Annotated in this window: 20 protein-coding genes; 8 read left to right on the top strand and 12 right to left on the bottom strand. The window is 69.3% G+C overall.

The window, feature by feature from the left end; all coding sequences use genetic code 11:
• Positions 1-50: 50 nt before the first annotated feature.
• The gene (dapA, locus tag HWX58_RS05970) at positions 51-1,028 is read right to left on the bottom strand and encodes a 4-hydroxy-tetrahydrodipicolinate synthase (RefSeq protein ID WP_175986084.1); all 978 of its coding nucleotides are present in this window, start codon (positions 1,026-1,028) and stop codon (positions 51-53) included.
• 55 nt (positions 1,029-1,083) lie between these two features.
• Here dapA and HWX58_RS05965 point away from each other — a divergent pair, with 55 nt between their 5' ends.
• Entirely contained in the window at positions 1,084-1,620 is a 537-nt protein-coding gene (locus HWX58_RS05965; RefSeq protein ID WP_175986083.1) for an NUDIX domain-containing protein, read from the top strand.
• Positions 1,621-1,630: 10 nt separating this feature from the next.
• Here the strand turns inward: HWX58_RS05965 and HWX58_RS05960 are convergent, their stop codons facing one another.
• From HWX58_RS05960 to HWX58_RS05950, 3 genes are read right to left on the bottom strand one after another with little or no spacing between them, the layout of a single operon-like run.
• Positions 1,631-2,392 carry an SDR family NAD(P)-dependent oxidoreductase gene (locus tag HWX58_RS05960; RefSeq protein WP_175986082.1) on the bottom strand — a complete coding sequence of 254 codons (762 nt, stop codon included), beginning with the start codon at positions 2,390-2,392 and terminating at the stop codon, positions 1,631-1,633.
• Positions 2,392-2,862 carry a dihydrofolate reductase gene (locus HWX58_RS05955; protein ID WP_175986081.1) on the bottom strand — a complete coding sequence of 157 codons (471 nt, stop codon included), beginning with the start codon at positions 2,860-2,862 and terminating at the stop codon, positions 2,392-2,394. The genes HWX58_RS05960 and HWX58_RS05955 overlap by 1 nt, the downstream gene beginning before the upstream one ends.
• A 23-nt stretch (positions 2,863-2,885) precedes the next feature.
• The gene (locus HWX58_RS05950) at positions 2,886-3,695 is read right to left on the bottom strand and encodes a thymidylate synthase (RefSeq protein WP_175986080.1); all 810 of its coding nucleotides are present in this window, start codon (positions 3,693-3,695) and stop codon (positions 2,886-2,888) included.
• Between the two features lie 93 nt (positions 3,696-3,788).
• Between HWX58_RS05950 and HWX58_RS05945 the strand changes: the two genes are divergently transcribed.
• The 3 genes from HWX58_RS05945 (at position 3,789) to HWX58_RS05935 (ending at position 5,312) form a co-directional block, all read left to right on the top strand.
• Entirely contained in the window at positions 3,789-4,214 is a 426-nt protein-coding gene (locus tag HWX58_RS05945; RefSeq protein WP_175986079.1) for a thioredoxin family protein, read from the top strand.
• Positions 4,215-4,233: 19 nt separating this feature from the next.
• Positions 4,234-4,815, top strand: a complete 582-nt coding sequence (locus HWX58_RS05940) for a DUF4395 domain-containing protein (protein ID WP_175986078.1) — start codon at positions 4,234-4,236, stop codon at positions 4,813-4,815.
• 71 nt (positions 4,816-4,886) lie between these two features.
• Positions 4,887-5,312: an OsmC family peroxiredoxin gene (locus HWX58_RS05935; RefSeq protein ID WP_175986077.1), complete on the top strand. Its 426-nt coding sequence runs from the start codon at positions 4,887-4,889 to the stop codon at positions 5,310-5,312.
• 30 nt (positions 5,313-5,342) lie between these two features.
• Here the strand turns inward: HWX58_RS05935 and HWX58_RS05930 are convergent, their stop codons facing one another.
• The 5 genes from HWX58_RS05930 to HWX58_RS05910 all read right to left on the bottom strand — a co-directional run bounded on the left by HWX58_RS05930 (position 5,343) and on the right by HWX58_RS05910 (position 10,717).
• On the bottom strand, positions 5,343-5,786 hold the full coding sequence (locus HWX58_RS05930; RefSeq protein WP_175986076.1) for a hypothetical protein: 444 nt from the start codon (positions 5,784-5,786) through the stop codon (positions 5,343-5,345).
• Positions 5,783-6,529, bottom strand: a complete 747-nt coding sequence (gene dapB, locus HWX58_RS05925; protein WP_175986075.1) for a 4-hydroxy-tetrahydrodipicolinate reductase — start codon at positions 6,527-6,529, stop codon at positions 5,783-5,785. Before dapB ends, HWX58_RS05930 begins: the two co-directional genes overlap by 4 nt.
• Before the next feature lie 19 nt (positions 6,530-6,548).
• The gene (locus tag HWX58_RS05920) at positions 6,549-7,151 is read right to left on the bottom strand and encodes a histidine phosphatase family protein (RefSeq protein ID WP_175986074.1); all 603 of its coding nucleotides are present in this window, start codon (positions 7,149-7,151) and stop codon (positions 6,549-6,551) included.
• A gap of 82 nt (positions 7,152-7,233) precedes the next feature.
• Positions 7,234-8,262 (bottom strand): aldo/keto reductase, encoded by a 1,029-nt coding sequence (locus tag HWX58_RS05915; RefSeq protein WP_175986073.1) that lies wholly within the window; start codon positions 8,260-8,262, stop codon positions 7,234-7,236.
• Between the two features lie 184 nt (positions 8,263-8,446).
• Complete coding sequence (locus HWX58_RS05910; RefSeq protein ID WP_175986072.1) at positions 8,447-10,717, bottom strand: polyribonucleotide nucleotidyltransferase; 2,271 nt, start codon at positions 10,715-10,717, stop codon at positions 8,447-8,449.
• Between the two features lie 306 nt (positions 10,718-11,023).
• Between HWX58_RS05910 and HWX58_RS05905 the strand changes: the two genes are divergently transcribed.
• Positions 11,024-11,350, top strand: coding sequence for a hypothetical protein (locus tag HWX58_RS05905; protein ID WP_175986071.1), 327 nt, complete (start codon positions 11,024-11,026; stop codon positions 11,348-11,350).
• 7 nt (positions 11,351-11,357) lie between these two features.
• Here HWX58_RS05905 and HWX58_RS05900 read toward each other — a convergent pair whose 3' ends face one another.
• The gene (locus tag HWX58_RS05900) at positions 11,358-13,280 is read right to left on the bottom strand and encodes a GDSL-type esterase/lipase family protein (protein ID WP_250646118.1); all 1,923 of its coding nucleotides are present in this window, start codon (positions 13,278-13,280) and stop codon (positions 11,358-11,360) included.
• Positions 13,281-13,434: 154 nt separating this feature from the next.
• Between HWX58_RS05900 and HWX58_RS05895 the strand changes: the two genes are divergently transcribed.
• Both HWX58_RS05895 and HWX58_RS05890 read left to right on the top strand, forming a co-directional pair.
• A complete protein-coding gene (locus HWX58_RS05895; RefSeq protein ID WP_250646117.1) occupies positions 13,435-14,055 on the top strand; it encodes a DedA family protein in 621 nt (206 codons plus the stop codon).
• A 9-nt stretch (positions 14,056-14,064) separates the two neighbouring features.
• Entirely contained in the window at positions 14,065-14,244 is a 180-nt protein-coding gene (locus HWX58_RS05890) for a DUF5302 domain-containing protein (RefSeq protein WP_175986069.1), read from the top strand.
• Between the two features lie 53 nt (positions 14,245-14,297).
• Here HWX58_RS05890 and HWX58_RS05885 read toward each other — a convergent pair whose 3' ends face one another.
• Positions 14,298-14,942 carry an FMN reductase gene (locus tag HWX58_RS05885; protein ID WP_175986068.1) on the bottom strand — a complete coding sequence of 215 codons (645 nt, stop codon included), beginning with the start codon at positions 14,940-14,942 and terminating at the stop codon, positions 14,298-14,300.
• 2 nt (positions 14,943-14,944) lie between these two features.
• Positions 14,945-16,171 carry an LLM class flavin-dependent oxidoreductase gene (locus tag HWX58_RS05880; RefSeq protein ID WP_175986067.1) on the bottom strand — a complete coding sequence of 409 codons (1,227 nt, stop codon included), beginning with the start codon at positions 16,169-16,171 and terminating at the stop codon, positions 14,945-14,947.
• Positions 16,172-16,284: 113 nt separating this feature from the next.
• Between HWX58_RS05880 and HWX58_RS05875 the strand changes: the two genes are divergently transcribed.
• Entirely contained in the window at positions 16,285-17,451 is a 1,167-nt protein-coding gene (locus HWX58_RS05875; RefSeq protein ID WP_250646116.1) for an acyltransferase family protein, read from the top strand.
• The last annotated feature ends 161 nt before the right edge of the window (positions 17,452-17,612 follow it).

The following is a 17,612-nucleotide window of genomic DNA, read 5'->3' as shown; positions in this document are numbered from 1 at the left end:
GCCCGTATTGCTGTGGGCGCGCTCTGCGCCCGTCGTTTGTGCGCATGGCGTCAGCGGGTTGTGCCGTGCACCTTCGGCAGTGCTCCGCCGGCGGCCGCATTGCGGTCAGGGCGGAAGTTCGAGAAATCGGCTCCGGGCACGTCCTTCACCAGGTCGAGCTCGTCCTCGATGAGTGCGGCCTCCCACTCCTCCGGCCCGACCAGGGGCAGGCGGACGCGGGGGCTGGAGATGCGGCCGAGGCCGTGCAGGATGTACTTCGCCGACACCGTGCCCGGCACGTGCGTCATCGTGGCGCGCACGAGCGGCTCGAGGCGCTTGTGCTCGGCCGTCGCCGTGGCCAAGTCGCCGCGGTTCACGGCGTCGACGATCGTCCGGTACGGCGCCGAGGTGATGTTCGCCGTCACACCGATCAGACCGGATGCACCGATCGAGAGGTGCGGGAGCACATTGGCGTCGTCGCCGGAGAAGTACATCAGGTCGGTCTGGTTCAGCACGCGGCTGACCTCGCTGAAATCGCCCTTGGCGTCCTTCACCGCGAGGATGTTCGGGTGCTTGGCCAGACGCAGGATCGTCTCATACTTGATCGGGACGCCGGTGCGGCCAGGGATGTCGTACAGGATCACCGGCAGATCGGTCGCATCGGCGACCAGGCGGAAGTGCGTCAGGATGCCGGCCTGGGTCGGCTTGTTGTAGTAGGGCGTGACGATCATGATGCCGTCTGCTCCGGCCTTCTCACTGGCCTTGTAGAGCTCGATCGCGTGCGCGGTCTCGTTCGAACCGCCGCCGGTGATGATCTTCGCGCGACCGGCCGAGACCGACCGCCCGACCTCGACCAGCTTGAGCTTCTCGGCGTCGGTGAGGGTCGACGTCTCACCCGTGGTCCCGGTCACGACGATGCCGTCGGCACCGCCCGCGATGACGTCGTCCATGTGCTTCTCAGTGGCGTCCCAGTCGACTTCGCCGTCGGCCGTCATCGGAGTGACGAGCGCGACGAGAACCTGTCCGAAGGGGTTGCCCGAGTGCGTCATGATCCCAGCGTATCGGTTTCGGCCTGTCGTGACCGCGCCGGATAGGCTCAGCGGCATGACCTGGCAGACCCGCGCATCCCGCGTCGTGTACGAGAACCCGTGGATCTCGGTCCGCGAGGACGTCGTCGACGGCCCGTCCGGCGAGGGCATCTACGGCGTCGTCACGCTGCGCAACGCCGCGGTGTTCGTCGTCGCCGTGGATGACGAGGACCGCGTGTGCCTGGTCACCGTCCACCGGTACACCGTGGGGCGATCGATCGAGGTGCCGGCGGGCGGAACCGACGGCGAGGCACCGCTGACCGCCGCCCGACGCGAACTTCTCGAGGAGACCGGTCTGCAGGCCGATCAGTGGACGCCGATCGGTTCGATGAACGCCCTGAACGGCGTCACGGTCGCCCCGGAGCACGTCTTCCTCGCCCGCGGCCTGAGCTCCGCGGCATCCGGGTCGGCGCAGGAGGAGGAGGGCATCGTCGACCTCGCGTGGGTGCCGTTCCCCGAGGTGCTCGAGATGGTCGCCGACGGACGCATCTCGGACGGCGAGACGGTGGCCGCACTCGCCTATGCGGGCATCCACCTCGCACGGTTCCGCTGAGCGCTCGCCCTCAGACGCGGCCGCGACGGGCGGCGCGTGCCGTCAGGGGTGCCGGGAGCACCTTCGTGAGCGCGACGACGACCTTGTAGCGCAGCGACGGGACCGACACGGCCTTGCCGCGTGCGGCATCCCGCAGGCCTTCGCGAACGACGTCCGGCGCGTTCAGCCAGCCGATCGCGGGGATCCCCTCGTGCCCGGGGGCGAGGCCCATCCGCTCGTGGAAGGTCGTGTGCGTGAATCCGGGGCAGAGGGCGGTGACGGTCACGCCGTCTGCGGCGTACTCGGCGTTCGCCCACCGGCTGAAGCTGATCAGCCACTGCTTGCACGCCGAGTACGTCGAGCGCGAGATGAATCCGGCGACGGATGCGACGTTGATGATCCGCCCGCCCCGACCGCGCATGCTGCGCAGTGCCGCGTGCATGAGCCGCATGGGCGCCTCGACGTGGATGCGCAGGTGCCTCACCTCGTCGTCGATGTCGTTGTCGGCGAAGTGCAGGGGCAGGCCGAAGCCCGCATTGTTGACGAGCAGGTCGATCGGATGCTCCGGGTCGGCGATTCTGTCGACGATCCGCTGCAGATCGTCTGCGACGACCAGGTCGGCGGTGATCACGTCGACCGCCACGCCGTGCTCGTCGCGCAGCTCTGCCGCCAGGCGCTCGAGCGGCGCTGCTGAGCGCGCGACGAGGACCAGGTCGGCGCCGCGACCGGCGAGCTGGCGGGCGAACTCCTCGCCGAGCCCGGCGCTCGCGCCGGTGATGACAGCGGTGGGCATCAGCGCTCGTATCCGAGGAAGCGGTAGCGGATGCCGGTGCGGGACGTCTGCCACTCCCCCTCGTCGACGAGGCGCCAGCCCTGCTTGGAAGGGGCGTAGGCGTCACCGGCGACCTCGAGGTCGAGCTCGGTCACCTCGAGACGGTCGGCGTCGCCGATCACCTGCGCGAAGATCTCGGCGCCGCCGATGATCCACACGCGTTCCAGACCCCGCACGGCGCTGGGCAGATCCGCCGCGCGGCGTGCGCCGTCGGCGCTCCAGTCCTGCTGACGCGTGATGACGATGTTCTCCCGCCCCGGCAGAGGCCGGAAGCGCTCGGGCAGCGAATCCCAGGTCTTGCGCCCCATCACGACGGGTGCGGTCAAGGTGATCTCCTTGAAGTGCGCCAGGTCTTCGGGCACGTGCCAGGGCATGCCGCCCTCCGCGCCGATCACGCCGCCGCGCGCCTCGGCCCAGATCAGGCCGACCATGGGACCAGCGGAGACGGAGTCACTCACACCGCCACCGCCGCACGGATCGCCGGGTGGTGCTGATAGTCCTCGACGACGAAGTCGTCGTACGCGTAGTCGAAGATGGACTCCGGCTTCCTGGCGAAGCGCAGCGTCGGGTAGGGGTACGCATCGCGGCTCAGCTGTTCGCGCACCTGCTCGACGTGGTTGTCGTACACGTGGCAGTCGCCGCCCGTCCAGACGAAGTCGCCGGGCTCGAGGCCGGTCTGCTGCGCGATCATCATCGTCAGCAGTGCGTAGCTGGCGATGTTGAACGGGACGCCGAGGAACATGTCGGCGCTGCGCTGGTAGAGCTGGCAGGAGAGCCGTCCGTCGGCGACGTAGAACTGGAACAGTGCGTGGCACGGGGCCAGCGCCATGTCGGGGATGTCGGCCGGGTTCCAGGCTGAGACGATGATGCGACGGGAGTCCGGCGTCGCCCTGATCTGCTCGATCACCTGGGCGAGCTGGTCGACCGTGCCGCCGTCGGGCGTCGGCCACGACCGCCACTGCACGCCGTACACGGGGCCGAGATCGCCGTCGGCATCCGCCCACTCGTCCCAGATGGTGACGCCGTTCTCCTGCAGCCAGGCCACGTTCGAGTCACCGCGCAGGAACCAGAGCAGCTCGTAGGCGATCGACTTGAAGTGGACGCGCTTGGTCGTGATCAGCGGGAAGCCCTGCGAGAGGTCGAACCGGATCTGCCGGCCGAACACGCTGGTCGTCCCCGTCCCGGTCCGGTCGTCCTTGTGCGTGCCATGATCCAGCACGTCGCGGAGCAGGTCTTCGTACGGCGTGGGAACGGCATCGCTCATGCCAGCCAGACTACCGCGACGCTCCGACGACCGGGCCCGTCACGCACCGTCACATCCGTCCTGCGCGGCCGAGACCGGACGTACGCTCGGAACATGCCCGTGTCCACCGCGATAGCCGTCGCCGCCGCCCTGCTCGTCGTGGCCACCGTGCTCGGGCTCGTGCTGCGCACCGGAGACGGACGGCGGCGCGCAGGACGCGGGCTCGCGGTGCGTGCGGAGGATCTCCCCGCTCCCCTCGCGACCGGCGCGACACTCGTGCAGTTCAGCACCGCGCTGTGCGCCCGGTGCCCGCAGGTGCGCCGGATGCTCACCGGGATCGCGGAAGCCGACCCCGCCGTGACGCACCTCGACATCGACCTCACCCACCGCAACGACCTGGCCGCGCGCTATCACGTGCTCCAGACCCCCACCATCTTCCTCGTCGACCGCACCGGCGCCGTCGTGTCCCGCTGGAGCGGCGTGCCCGAGCGCACCGCCGTCGTCTCGGCGCTGCGCGCCGTGACCAAGACTGCACCGTGACCACCCTTCAGGAGCGCCCATGAGCACGCCTGCCGGAATCGATCCTCGCGGCCCTCACTTCACCGCCGCCATCACCACCGCGCTGCTTCTCGTCGCCGTCGTGCTCGGTCTCGCCGGCGCATCCACGGCGAGGCGGCTCGACGCCGCGTTCGGCTGGTTCGCGTATCAGCCGCTCTCCGGCGACGACTTCGCCTTCATCGCCGGGACGTGGCTCCTGCCCGCGCTCCCGCTCGCTCAGCGCGCACTCGACCCCGGATTCGTCCTCCTCGCGGTCATCGCACTCCTGTTCCTGTGGGGCGCCGCCTTTCCACGCAGCGCTCCCTGGGCGGTGCTGTTCCGCCGGGTCATCCGACCACGACTGGCGCCGACGACCGAGCTCGAGGACCCGCGACCTCCGCGCTTCGCCCAGGGCGTCGGTCTGGTCGTCGTCTCGATCGGTCTGCTCCTGCATCTGCTCGGTGTGCCGTGGGCGCTGCCGATCGCGGCTGCGGCCGCATTCATCGCAGCCTTCCTCAACGCGGTCTTCGGATTCTGCCTCGGCTGCCAGTTGTATCTGCTGCTGCAGCGCGCCGGTCTCGTCAGGCGGTCGGCCGCGGCCTGATCCCCCCGGTTCCCCGGATCGTCCCTGCTCGATAGGCTGACGGAACACCTGTCACGATCCCTGGAGGAATCATGCCCGTCACCAGCGAAGCAGCAACGACCTGGACCGGTTCTCTCGCCGAGGGGTCGGGCACCGTCCGGTTCTCATCGTCGAACCTCGGCACGTTCCCCATCGACTGGAAGGCGCGCAGCGAGGGGTCAGACACGACGACGACGCCCGAGGAGCTCATCGCCGCGGCGCATGCGTCCTGCTTCAGCATGGCGCTCGCGCACGCGCTGTCGGAGAACGGCACGCCGCCGGAGCGCGTCGACACCAGCGCCTCGGTCACCTTCAAGCCCGGCACGGGCATCACCGGCAGCCACCTCAACGTCAACGCGAAGGTGCCGGGACTCACCGCGGAGCAGTTCCAGGAGATCGCCGAGGGAGCGAAGACGGGATGCCCGGTCTCTCAGGCGCTCGCCGGCATCGACATCACCCTCGAGGCGACCCTCGCCTGAGGCCCAGCGAACCGCAAGTCTGGGAGAACGTCAGCTCGTGAGCTTCGCGAGCCTGATCGCCTCGCGGATGCTGGCGCGGGCGTCCTTGCGACGTCCCGCCGCATCCTGAACCACCCCCAGGCGGTACCGGGCGCGCCAGTCGTCGGATGCCGCCTCTGCTTCAGCCGCGTAGCGCTGCACGAGCGGCTCCGCATCCGCCCTCGCGATGCGTCCGTTCGGGCTCAGCTCGGTCTCGGCCGCGGGCATCCCGCCCTCGGCATCCAGCTTCGAACCGAGGCGCTCCGCCTGCACGCCGAACTGCACCTCGCGCACCAGCGCCCAGGCGCCGATCAGCGGAAGGACGATCAGCGCGGCCCCCATGGCGATCCCCACGGGGTCGCCGCTGGTCAGATACAGGAAGGCCCACTGCCCCGTGAGCACGAAGTACAGGACCAGGCACAGTCCGATGACGATGACGCCGGCTCTGGCCATCATGCGCGCGGCCGGATGCCGATGTCGATCATGTTCTCCAGCCCGATGACGACCCCGCGCGCGGTGGCCGCATACGGCACCGCGAGGCGGATGCCGGGGGCATAGGCCTGCGCGGGATCCACGGTGTCATGCGTGATCGTGAGCGATTCGCCAGGGCCCGAGAGGATGACGTCCTGACGGGCGACGACGCCGGGACGGCGCAGCGAGTGCACGGGGACGCTCGCGACCTGCTGCCCTCTCGCGCGCTGATCGGCGTGCGGGGCGCTCACCGGCCCCTGCTCCGCCCTGGCGGCGGCGATGAGCTCCGCAGTGCGCACAGCCGTGCCGCTGGGCGAATCGATCTTGGTGTCGCGGTGGGCCTCGACGATCTCGGCGGATGCGAACAACGGCGCGGCCGCAGCGGCCAGCGACGACCCGATGACCGAGCCGAGCGAGAAGTTGGGGATGAACACCGCACCGGTGCCCGCCTCTTCGACCAGCGGACGCACGAGGGCGATGCGCTCCGCCGACCACCCGGAGGTGCCGACGAGCACGTTGATCCCGCGCTCGACCGCCGCCCGGACGACGTCGACGCTGACCTGCGGGGTCGACGCGTCGACCACGAGGTCCGCGCCGTCGAGCTCGTCCAGGCCGCTGGCGGAGGTGAGCTTGCGCGACACCTCGAAGCCGTCGAGCTCGTCGATCACCTGCGCGATGATCGTGCCGAGCTTGCCCGAGCCGCCGACGAGTGCCACCTGAAGCGTCATGCACCCAGTCTATTTGCGCTCACACCGGCATCGCGTCCGGCAGGCCGGTACGCAGCTCCATCGGCAGGTGGCTCAGCTCGTTGTGGTTGATCAGCGTCCACGGGCGCCCCTGCTTCTGCCCGATGACCGTGAGACCGCAGTGCGCCTGGTTCAGCGTCATCCAGCGCCAGTCGGGCGCGCCGAGCACCTCGCGCACGAACCACGCGATGACGAAGTTGTGCGTGATGAGGACCTCGTGCACGTCGCCCTGCTTGCGGACGAGGAACTCGTTCACAGCATCCGCCATCTGCGCTCCCCCTGCCTCGATCTCGGCGTCGGTCACCGACCCGAAGAACGACTCGTACACCGCGGGGGTGTCCTCGTTCATGCCGGTCGGAACGCAGTCGAACAGCAGCGCGGACGGTTGCGGGGTGACCGACGGCAGCCGCTCGGCGATCGCGCGGGCCGTCTCGGTCGCCCGCAGCAGCGGCGAGTGCCACACGGCGTCCAGAGGGAGACCGGAGAGCCGGTCCGCGATCAACTCGGCCTGGCGCTGCCCCCGCGGCGAGAGGGGTCCGTCGTCGACGCCGTGCTCGGCATCCTGATGTTCACCATGTCTGACCAGATATATGTAGTGCGTCACAACCCGCTCGCTTCGTCGCCAGCCTTCACAGGGGCGTTCCCAGCCTAACCCGGACTCGAGCGCCGGGCCACGCGCGCATCGGTCAGTTGCCGACGCGGGTCAGTTCGGCGACCTGGGCGCGGGTCAGGGTGATCCCTGCGCCCTGCATGAGCTCGTCGACGTGCTCGGTGGCGAACGTGTTGACGATCGGCGCGACGATGCTGCTCCGTGCGAGCAGCCAGGCGATCGACACCGCCGCCACGGGTGCTCCCACGTCGGCTGCGACCTGGTCGAGGGCACGGAGGATGCGCGTGCCCCGGCGGTTGAGATGCCCGCGCAGCTGCTCGCCGCGCACACCGCGTGAGACGTGGGCTTTGCTGCGGTGCCTGCCGGAGAGGAACCCGTGCTCGAGCGCATGGGACGGTGTCACGGCCAGCCCCTGCGCCCCGGCGACGAGGCGCAGATCTCCTTCGAAGGCCTCGCGGCGGATGAGGTTGTACGGCTCATCGACGACCTCGATGCGCGGGTATCCGGCCGAGGCGAGGATGCGCGCCTCGACGAGCTGCTCGGGTGAGAGCCCGAACGCGCCGATCGTGCCGACCTTGCCGGCGTCGCGCAGCCATTCCACCGTGGCGAGGGCATCCTCCACGGAGGCCGTGCGATCGAGTGTGGCATCCAGGTAGATCACGTCGATGCGTTCGACGCCCAGCCGGGTGAGCGAGCCCTCCACGGCGCGGACGAGGTTCGTCGAACCCAGACCCGGATTGTCGGCGTGCGAGCCGACGCGGACGCTGAGCACGGTCCGATCGCGCAGTCCGCGGGAACGCAGCCACTGCCCGATGATGTGCTCACTGCGACCGCCGGAGAATCCGTCGGCCGTGTGGACCGCGTTGCCGCCGAACTCGACATAGCGATCGAGGATCGCATGACTCGTCTCGAGGTCGACGTTCCAGCCGAACTCTGCTGCACCGAGCATGAGCGGGAAGGTCTGGATGCCGCTGTCGCCGAGCGCGACCCGGATGCCCTCTCCGACACCGGGACCGACGACGGGGATCGGCGCCGACGGGTGCTCGGCGTTCTGCTCGGCGCGCTCGGGCTGCTCCTCAGTAGTCCCCGTGCCGAACAATCGCATTCTCACCACCCCCGGGGTGCGCACTCCCCGAGTGCGTACTCACAGGGTAAGCGAGAACGGCGACATCGCCGTCCATTGACGGTAACGAGAGCGGAACTTCCGATAACGGTTCGATCACGCACAACGCCGCGACGGCCCGGATTCCGCACATGAAGTGCCGAACCCGGGCCGTCGTGTGGAGGTGTTACGCCTCGGTGGTCTCCGCCTCAGCGGCCTCGGCCGGAGCGTCGTCGAGCACGGGCTCGAGCGACAGCTTGCCGCGGTCGTCGATCTTGGTGATCTTCACGAGCAGCTTCTGGCCGACCGAGAGGACGTCGTCGACGTTCTCCACGCGCTTGCCACCGGCGAGCTTGCGCACCTCGGTGACGTGCAGCAGGCCGTCCTTGCCGGGCAGCAGCGAGATGAAGGCGCCGAACGAGGCGATCTTCACGACGGTGCCGAGGAACTGCTCGCCGACCTCGGGGTTGGTCGGGTTGGCGATCGCGTTGACCTGGGCACGAGCGGCCTCGGCCGACGGACCGTCGACGGCGCCGATGTAGACGGTGCCGTCCTCCTCGATGGAGATCTGCGCGCCGGTCTCGTCCTGGATCGCGTTGATCGTCTTGCCCTTCGGGCCGATCAGCTCGCCGATCTTGTCGACCGGGATCTGCACGCTGATGACGCGCGGCGCGGTCGGCGCCATCTCGTCAGGAGCGTCGATCGCGGCGTTGAGGACGTTCAGGATCGTCAGACGCGCGTCCTTGGCCTGCGTCAGAGCGCCCGCGAGGACGTCGGACGGGATGCCGTCGAGCTTCGTGTCGAGCTGGATCGCCGTGATGAACTCACTGGTGCCCGCGACCTTGAAGTCCATGTCGCCGAGGGCGTCCTCGGCGCCGAGGATGTCGGTGAGGGCCGCGTAGCGGGTCTCGCCGTCGACCTCGTCGGAGACGAGGCCCATCGCGATGCCGGCCACGGCCGCACGCAGCGGCACACCGGCGTTCAGCAGTGACAGGGTCGATGCGCAGACCGAGCCCATCGACGTCGAGCCGTTGGAGCCGAGGGCCTCGGACACCTGACGGATCGCGTACGGGAACTCCTCGCGGCTGGGCAGCACCGGCACGAGTGCGCGCTCGGCGAGGAAGCCGTGCCCGATCTCGCGACGCTTCGGCGACCCGACGCGGCCGGTCTCACCGGTCGAGTAGGGCGGGAAGTTGTAGTGGTGCATGTAGCGCTTGCTCGTCGTGGGAGAGAGCGAGTCGATCTGCTGCTCCATCTTGAGCATGTTCAGCGTGGTGACGCCCATGATCTGGGTTTCGCCGCGCTGGAAGATCGCCGAACCGTGCACGCGCGGGATGACCTGCACCTCGGCGTCGAGCGGGCGGATGTCGGCGAGGCCGCGGCCGTCCATGCGCACGCCCTCGGAGAGGATGCGTCCGCGGACGATGCCCTTGGTGACCGACTTGTACGCGCCGGAGACCTCGCCTGCGGCGGACGCGGGCAGGGTGCCTGCCTCGATGGCCGCGGCGACCTCGGCCTTGACGCGGTCCTTGACCTCGTCATCGGCTTTCTGGCGCTCGATCTTGTCGGCGATCTGGTAGACCTTCTCGAGGTCCGCGGTCGCGGACGCGGCGATGAAGTCGTAGGTCGCCTGCTCGTACGCCGGGAAGACCGGGTAGACGCCCGGCTCCTTGGCGGAGTGCGAAGCCATCTCGGCCTGCGCCTCGACGAGCTGCTTCAGGAACGGCTTTGCGGCCTCGAGACCACCGGCGACGATGTCCTCGTTCGGCTTGACGGCGCCGCCCTTGATGAGGTTCCAGCTGTTCTCGGTGGCCTCGGCCTCGACCATCATGATCGCGACGTCTTCGGAGCCGTCGGCCTTCTTGACCACGCGGCCGGCGACCATGAGGTCGAAGACGGCCTCCTCGACCTGAGCCTGGTTCGGGAACGCGACCCACTGGTCGGCGTTCTCGCCGTGGCCGGGGATGAGCGCGAGACGGACACCGGCGATCGGACCGGAGAAGGGCAGACCCGAGATCTGGGTCGACGCGGATGCCGCGTTGATCGCCAGAGCGTCGTAGTACTCGCCCGGAGCGATCGAGAGGACCGTGATGACGATCTGAACCTCGTTGCGCAGTCCGTCGACGAACGACGGGCGCAGCGGACGGTCGATCAGGCGGCAGACGAGGATCGCCTCGGTCGAGGGACGGCCCTCGCGACGGAAGAACGAACCGGGAATCTTGCCCGCTGCGTACGAACGCTCTTCGACGTCGACGGTCAGCGGGAAGAAGTCGAAGCCCTCGCGCGGGTGCTTGCCGGCGCTGGTCGCGGAGAGGATCATCGTCTCTCCGTCGAGGTAAGCCGCAACCGAACCCTGTGCCTGCTGAGCGAGGCGACCGGTTTCGAAGCGGACGGTGCGGGTGCCGAAGCGGCCGTTGTCGAGAACGGCCTCGGCGGCAGTGATTTCAGGACCTTCCAAGAGGTCTCTCCTTCTTTGTTTAGACTCGTCCGTCCGTGTGACGGGCGAGCTCATTCATCGCGAAGCGGAGCCTCAGAGTTCGGGCGCGCGGGCACTCCCGCGAATCTCGCCTGCGCTGGCCACCAGTAGAAGACCACCCGGCATGTGCCGAGGAACCCACCACAGGGGACCAGCTTCTCGCCGATTCCACTCCGTATCAGCGTACCAGCGCCCGCTGCGCCTGTCAGCGGACGCACGGCGCGATGCGGGCGCGTGTCCTCCGAATGGCCGACAGCACGGCGACCGCTCCGCGCAGTATCTTCAATCATGACCGCACTCACCGCTCCGTCGCCCGCACCGTCCCGATACCGCAGGCTCGGCACTGCGTCGCTCGTTACCGGCGTCGCCACGCTGCTCGCCGCCGTGATCGGTGTCGCTGTCTCCGCCGCAACGCCGGGAGCCGCCGCGCTGGGTGTCGCCGCCCTCGGGCTCGGCGTCGTCGCGATCATCGCCGCGGCGTCGCTCGTGCTCGGCATCGTCGCGGTGTCCCTCTGCCGGCCGCGCACGATCGCGATCCGGGGGCTGGGCATCACGGTCGCGACGATCGTCGCCCTCGCCTTGATCGTCTTCCCGCCGTCCCTGTGGTGGGGATGAACCGGCGTCACCGCACTTCAGCGCCTCGCATGCTCGACGACCGGCCGATGTAGACGTAGTCGTCGTGCTTGGCGACCCTCCCGTCGCCGGCCACCCGCCCCCGCATGCGCCGCCACACCCAGGGCAGGGCGTGCTCGCGCCACCACACGGCCCTGGTCGTGGCATCCGCGTCGTGCAGCACCTGATCCAGCGCTCCGAGCGTCTCGGCGTGCGGCACCCCGAGCAGGTCGCCCGCGACGTACGCGAGGAAACGGTGCCCCCTGCTGCCGAGGTGGACGAGGTCCTCTCCCCAGTTCGGGCGGGCGCCGAGAGTCGGATGCAGGTCGGTGTCGAGCAGGATGGCGCCGTGGCGCTCGGCGATGCCGGCCAGTCGTGCGGCGAACGCCGCGAACCGGGAGGCGAACACCGCTGCGGCCCTCCGGCCCGGCAGAAACGGCGTGACGAGCAGCACATCGGCGCCGTCGGCGCGAAGCTGCCGCACCGTCTCCTCGACCTCGGCCGCAAGGGCGGGGACATCGGCATGGGACTTCACGAGGTCGTTCGCGCCGATGAGGATCGAGACGAGATCGGGTCGCAGCTCGCGCGCCCTGGTCAGCTGCTCGCCGCGGACGTCGCGCACACGCCGGGAGCGCACGGCGAGATTCGCGTAGTGGATGCCGCCCCGGGCCGACAGCAGCAGCGCGAGCCGGTCCGCCCAGCCGCGCAGCGCGCCATCCGGGCCCGGGTCGCACAGACCCTCCGTGAGCGAATCGCCCAGGGCGACGTAGCGCTGCCACCGGCCGTTCCGTGCAGCCCCGGCCGGCTCAGGACGTCGCGGGCGAGGCGCCCGCAGCGCACGATCGACGACGTGGAGCTCTCGCGCCTCGTCGAAGTGGTCCAGCAGCTGATCGCACACGGCCTGCCAGCTGCGGCCCTCGACGGCGGCACGGCCGGCGACGCCGAAGGCCCGGCGCTTGCGCGCATCGCCGGCGAGATCCAGGACCCGCATCCGCAGATCGTCGAGGTCTCCGGGACGGTACAGCCAGCCGTCGATGCCCATGCGGACGAGATCGAGCGGCCCGCCCCGACCGGTCGCGACGATCGGCACGCCGCTGGCGTGCGCCTCCTGCAGGGTCTGCCCGAACGTCTCGCTCTCGCCGGGGTGGACGAACACGTCGAAGGAGGCCATGGCCGTGGCGAGGCGGTCGCCGTCGAGATGTCCGAGGAACACGGCCCCGGGCATGAGCGTCTCGAGGCGCGAACGGGCAGGTCCCTCGCCGACGATGACGAGGCGGACGCCGGGCAGGCCGTGCAGCACCCGCAGATCCTCGACCTGCTTCTCGGCCGCCAGGCGCCCGACGTACCCGACGACGACCTCGCCCGCAGGGCGCTGCCAGTTCTCGTCCCGGGCTCCGGGGTGGAAGCGCTCGGCGTCGACACCGCGGCCCCAGCGGCGGATGCGGTCGACGCCGAGTCCGACCAGCTGCTGCTCCGACTCGGAGGAGGGAGCGAGGGTCAGCGTCGCACGCCGGTGCAGGCGCGTGATGTGGTTCTGCGCGAAGCTCGTCGTCGCGGCGACCCGGTAGCGCTCGGTATAGGCGGCCACGTCGGTCTGATAGGCCGCGACGGAGGGCACGCCGAGGCGGCCCGCTGCCAGTACGCCGCGCCATCCGAGCGCGAACGGTGATGCGAGGTGGACGACGTCCGGACGGAACCGCGCGAGCGACCCGGCCACGCGCTGAACGGTCGCAGCGCCCACCCGGACGTTGCGGTATCCGGGAAGCGCCATGCTCGTCACGGGTTCGACAGCGGCCCCGTGCATGTCCGTGGGGATGCCGACGGCATCCGGTGCGATCACGTGGGCAACATTCCCCGTGCGCTCGAGGTGCCGCAGGATCTGCAGCACGGACCCGGTCACCCCGTTCATGTGCGGCAGGAAGGATTCGGTCACGATCGCGACTCTCACGATGCCAGGATGCCCCGCCGATGCGGCGAGGCAGCGTGCGGACAGCCGCCGGAACCGAGAGTTCACCGGTTGCACGACTTTCCTTCACCGGCTGTCCCCGATTCGGTTTCCGTTCATCTCGGGAGCGCATCGTCGAGACGTGATCACCGACGTGGTTCTGGATGCCGTGCACGGCCCGTGGGCCCTGATCGCCATGGCGCTCCTCGTGCTCGGCGACGCCTTCTTCGTCGTCGTCCCGGGCGAGATCGCCGTGACGGCCATCGGCGCCCTGTCGATCTCGTCCGCCGCACCGCCGCTGTGGGCGGTCATCGCCGTGGCTGCCGCGGCCGCCGCCTGCGGCGACCTGCTCTGCTACGGCATCGGTCGCTGGGCGGGCATCGAACGCTGGCGGTGGATGCGCTCCCCACGAGTGGTCAGGGCGCGCACCTGGGCGCACGACCGTCTGCAATCGGGAACCGCCGTCGTGCTGTTCACCGCGCGGTTCATCCCGTTCGCCCGCCTCGCCCTGAATCTCGTCGCCGGAGCGACGCGCGTCCCTCTCCCCCGCTACGCCGCCCTGGTCGCGGTCGCCGCGACCGGCTGGGCCGCCTATCAGGCTGCCGTCGGCGCTCTCTTCGCGGCGATCCTGCCCGGTGGTCCTGTCGTCGCGATCCTCGTCTCGGTCGTCGCCGCGATCGCCATCGGCGCGCTGATCGACCTTCTGATCCGACGCCGCGATCGGATACGCACAGGCTATCGATCCCCCGCGCTGCGCGACTAGGCTGACCGCATGAGCACCGAAGAAGGCGCTGCGTCCCCCTCGGAGGACATGAAGCGCAAGTTCAAGGAAGCGCTCGAGAAGAAGAACGCTCACCACCGCGACGGCGAGTCGCACATGGACGGCGACTCCGCCGTCCATGCGGTGAACGCCCCGCAGACGCGGCGCGAGTTCCGACGCAAGAGCGGTTGACCGTCCAGAAGGCGCCGACCCGGAACCGGGTCGGCGCCTTCCTCATGCTGGCCTCACTCCCCTGCGAGCCCTCCGAGCAGGTGGCCGAACGAGCGCCCCTCGCCGAGGTAGTTCGCCGGATCGAACGGGTCGGACGTCGTCGCGGCATCCTTGCGGGCGATCGCCTCGGCGAGCTCGCGCGCGCCCTTCTCGACGCGCTTGCCGAGCGGGGCGACCTCATCGGCTCCGCCGCCCCAGTCGCTGGATGCTGCGAACACACCCGTCGATACGGCCTCGGCGTGCAGGTAGGCGAACAGCGGACGGATCGCGTAGTCGATCGCCAGCGAGTGCCTGGCCGTTCCCGCGTTCGCGCCGATGAGCACAGGCTTGCCGGTGAGCGCGTCGGGGTCGAGGACGTCGATGAACGACTTGAACAGCCCCGAGTAGCTCGTCGAGAAGATCGGCGTCACGGCGATCAGCGCATCGGCCGAGTACACCGTGTTGATCGCCGTCTCGAGGTTCGCCGGTGCGAACCCGGTCAGCATGTTGTTCGTGATGTCGTGCGCGAAGTCACGCAGCTCGATCACGTCGACCGACGCCTCGATGTCACGCTCGGCGAGCTGCTTCACGGTCTCGGCGGCCAGCTTGTCGGCCAGCATCCGGGTCGAGGACGGGTTGGAGAGCCCGCCCGAGATCACGGCGATGCGACGCTCCGTCATGCTCAGGCCTCCTTCCGGCCGAGTCCGAACGCGGCGCCGGCGGGCGCCGGCGTGTCCTGGTAGGGCGATCCTGCGGTGAGGTTGTCGCCGCGGTTCGCGCCGGGACGGGCCTCGCGCGCCGGTCCGTCGCCGTAGACCGCCTTGACGCGGGCCGCATGCGTGGGCGCATCCGGCACCGCGGCCGGGCGGTTCTTCGCCAGCTCCTTGCGCAGCACGGGCACGACCTCGCCGCCGAGGATGTCGAGCTGCTCGAGCACGACCTTCAGCGGGAGTCCGGCGTGGTCGATGAGGAACAGCTGGCGCTGGTAGTCGCCGAACGTGTCGCGCATCGCGGCGTAGCGGTCGATGACCTGCTGCGGCGAGCCGACGGTCAGCGGCGTCATCTCGGTGAAGTCCTCCATGCTGGGGCCGTGACCGTAGACGGGTGCGTTGTCGAAGAACGGGCGGAACTCGTTCACCGCGTCCTGTGAGTTCGCGCGCGTGAACACCTGTCCGCCGATGCCGACGATCGCCTGCTCGGGGGTGCCGTGGCCGTAGTGCGCGTAGCGCTGGCGGTACAGCTCGATGAGGCGCTGGTAGTGCTCCTTGGGCCAGAAGATGTTGTTCGCGAAGAAGCCGTCGCCGTAGTACGCGGCCTGCTCGGCGATCTCCGGCGTGCGGATCGAGCCATGCCACACGAACGGCGCCACGCCGTCGAGCGGCCGGGGCGTCGAGGTGAAGCCCTGCAGCGGGGTGCGGAACTTGCCCTCCCAGTCGACGACGTCCTCGTCCCAGAGCTTGCGCAGGAGCGCATAGTTCTCGATCGCCAGCGGCAGCCCTTGACGGATGTCCTGCCCGAACCACGGGTAGACCGGGCCGGTGTTGCCCCGGCCGAGCATGAGGTCGGTGCGGCCGTCGGAGATGTGCTGCAGCATCGCGAAGTCCTCGGCGATCTTCACCGGGTCGTTCGTCGTGATGAGCGTGGTGGAGGTGGAGAGGATCAGCCGCTCGGTCTGCGCCGCGATCGCGGCAAGGGTCGTGGTCGGCGACGAGGACCAGAACGGCGGGTTGTGGTGCTCGCCGATCGCGAAGACGTCGAGGCCCACTTCTTCCGCGTGCGTGGCGATCCGGATCGCGTCCTTGATCTTCTGCCGCTCGCTCGGGGTCTCACCGGTGACGGGGTTCTGCGTGATGTCACTGACGGTGAAGAGTCCGAACTGGATGCCCGAGGTCTCGGTCTGCTCGCTCATGGTCTGATGCTCCGGTCTCGCGGCGGATGCTGTGGCATCCGCATCTATTCATTTGAATGTATCTGATACAACGCCACCCCGGCAACTTTATTCCCGGCCGGTAGCCTTCAAGGGTGAGCAGCACCCCGCAGACCCCGCGCGCCCCTGCGACCGGCTGCATCGCCCGTGCGAAGCGGCGCGTGCCGTTCTGGGACAACGCCCGCTACGCATGCATCGTCCTCGTCGTGCTCGGTCATGCCATCCAGCGGTTGACGTACGACTCCAGCATCGCGATGGCCCTGTATCTCGCGGTGTACGCGTTCCACATGCCGGCGTTCGCGATCATCTCGGGCTACTTCTCGAAGGCGGCCCCGCCCACGAGGAAGCAGATGTCGCGCGTCATCACCGACATCCTCGTACCGTACGTCATCTTCGAACTGCTCTGGACCCTCACCAAGTGGCTCGTCGAGGGACAGGCGAACCCGAACATCACACAGCCGTCGTGGACCCTGTGGTTCCTCCTGGCGCTGGGGATCTTCCGGCTCGTCCTCCCCTACCTCGCCCTGCTACGCTGGCCGCTCGTGTGGAGCCTGCTGATCTCGATCGGCGCCGGCTACCTGCCCAACGTCGACAGCACGTTCTCGCTCTCGCGAACCCTGGGATTCCTGCCGTTCTTCGTGCTCGGCTGGTGGGTGCGCGAGCACGATCTCGTGAACCGGCTGCGACTGATCGACGTCCGCCCGTGGTGGGTGCGCGCGGTCGCCCTCGCGATCTTCGCCGTCGAGGGGTTCATCGCGTGGAACTGGGTGGATCTGTGGAAGAGCGTCGACCTCGACACCTGGTTCTTCTACAACGACGCGTACTCGGATCTCGGGGCGCATGTGTGGTGGTCCGGCGGCATCCGGCTCCTGCTGATCGTGCTCGGCGTCGTCCTCAGCGTCGCCTTCTTCGCCCTGATCCCCCGCGGCGAGCACTGGTGGACGAAGTTCGGTCAGTACACGATGTACGTCTACCTGCTGCACTCGTTCGTGCTGTACCCGTTCCGCGAGACGGGGATTCTGCGCAACGCGGAGCCGACCTGGTTGTGGCTGCCCGCCGTCATCGTGCTCTCGGGGGCGATCGCCGTGGTGCTGGCCACGAGGCCGGTGCGGTGGGTGTTCCGGCCGCTGATCGAACCGCGGGCGCGGTGGCTGTTCTCGGACACGCGGCTCGTCGAGACGTCGAGGCGCGACGACCCCACCGGATCGCGGCGTCCACGGGAGGGCGCGAAACGTCAGGCGAACAGTCCCGATCCGACGTAGGACCCCGGTGCCGCACCGGGCGGGATCGCCCAGATACCGGTGCCGATGTGCCGGATGTACTCGTTCATGAGGTCGCTCGAGACCGATGCCAGCCCACATGCGCGGAAGCACATCGCGACGGCCGAGGCGGCGGAGATAGGCGACGAGGATGCCGACGGCAG

Source organism: Microbacterium tenebrionis, assembly GCF_903645325.1.
GTDB lineage: Bacteria > Actinomycetota > Actinomycetes > Actinomycetales > Microbacteriaceae > Microbacterium > Microbacterium tenebrionis.
Note: the sequence above shows the minus strand (reverse complement) of the source record. Positions and strands in the feature narration are given on the sequence as shown.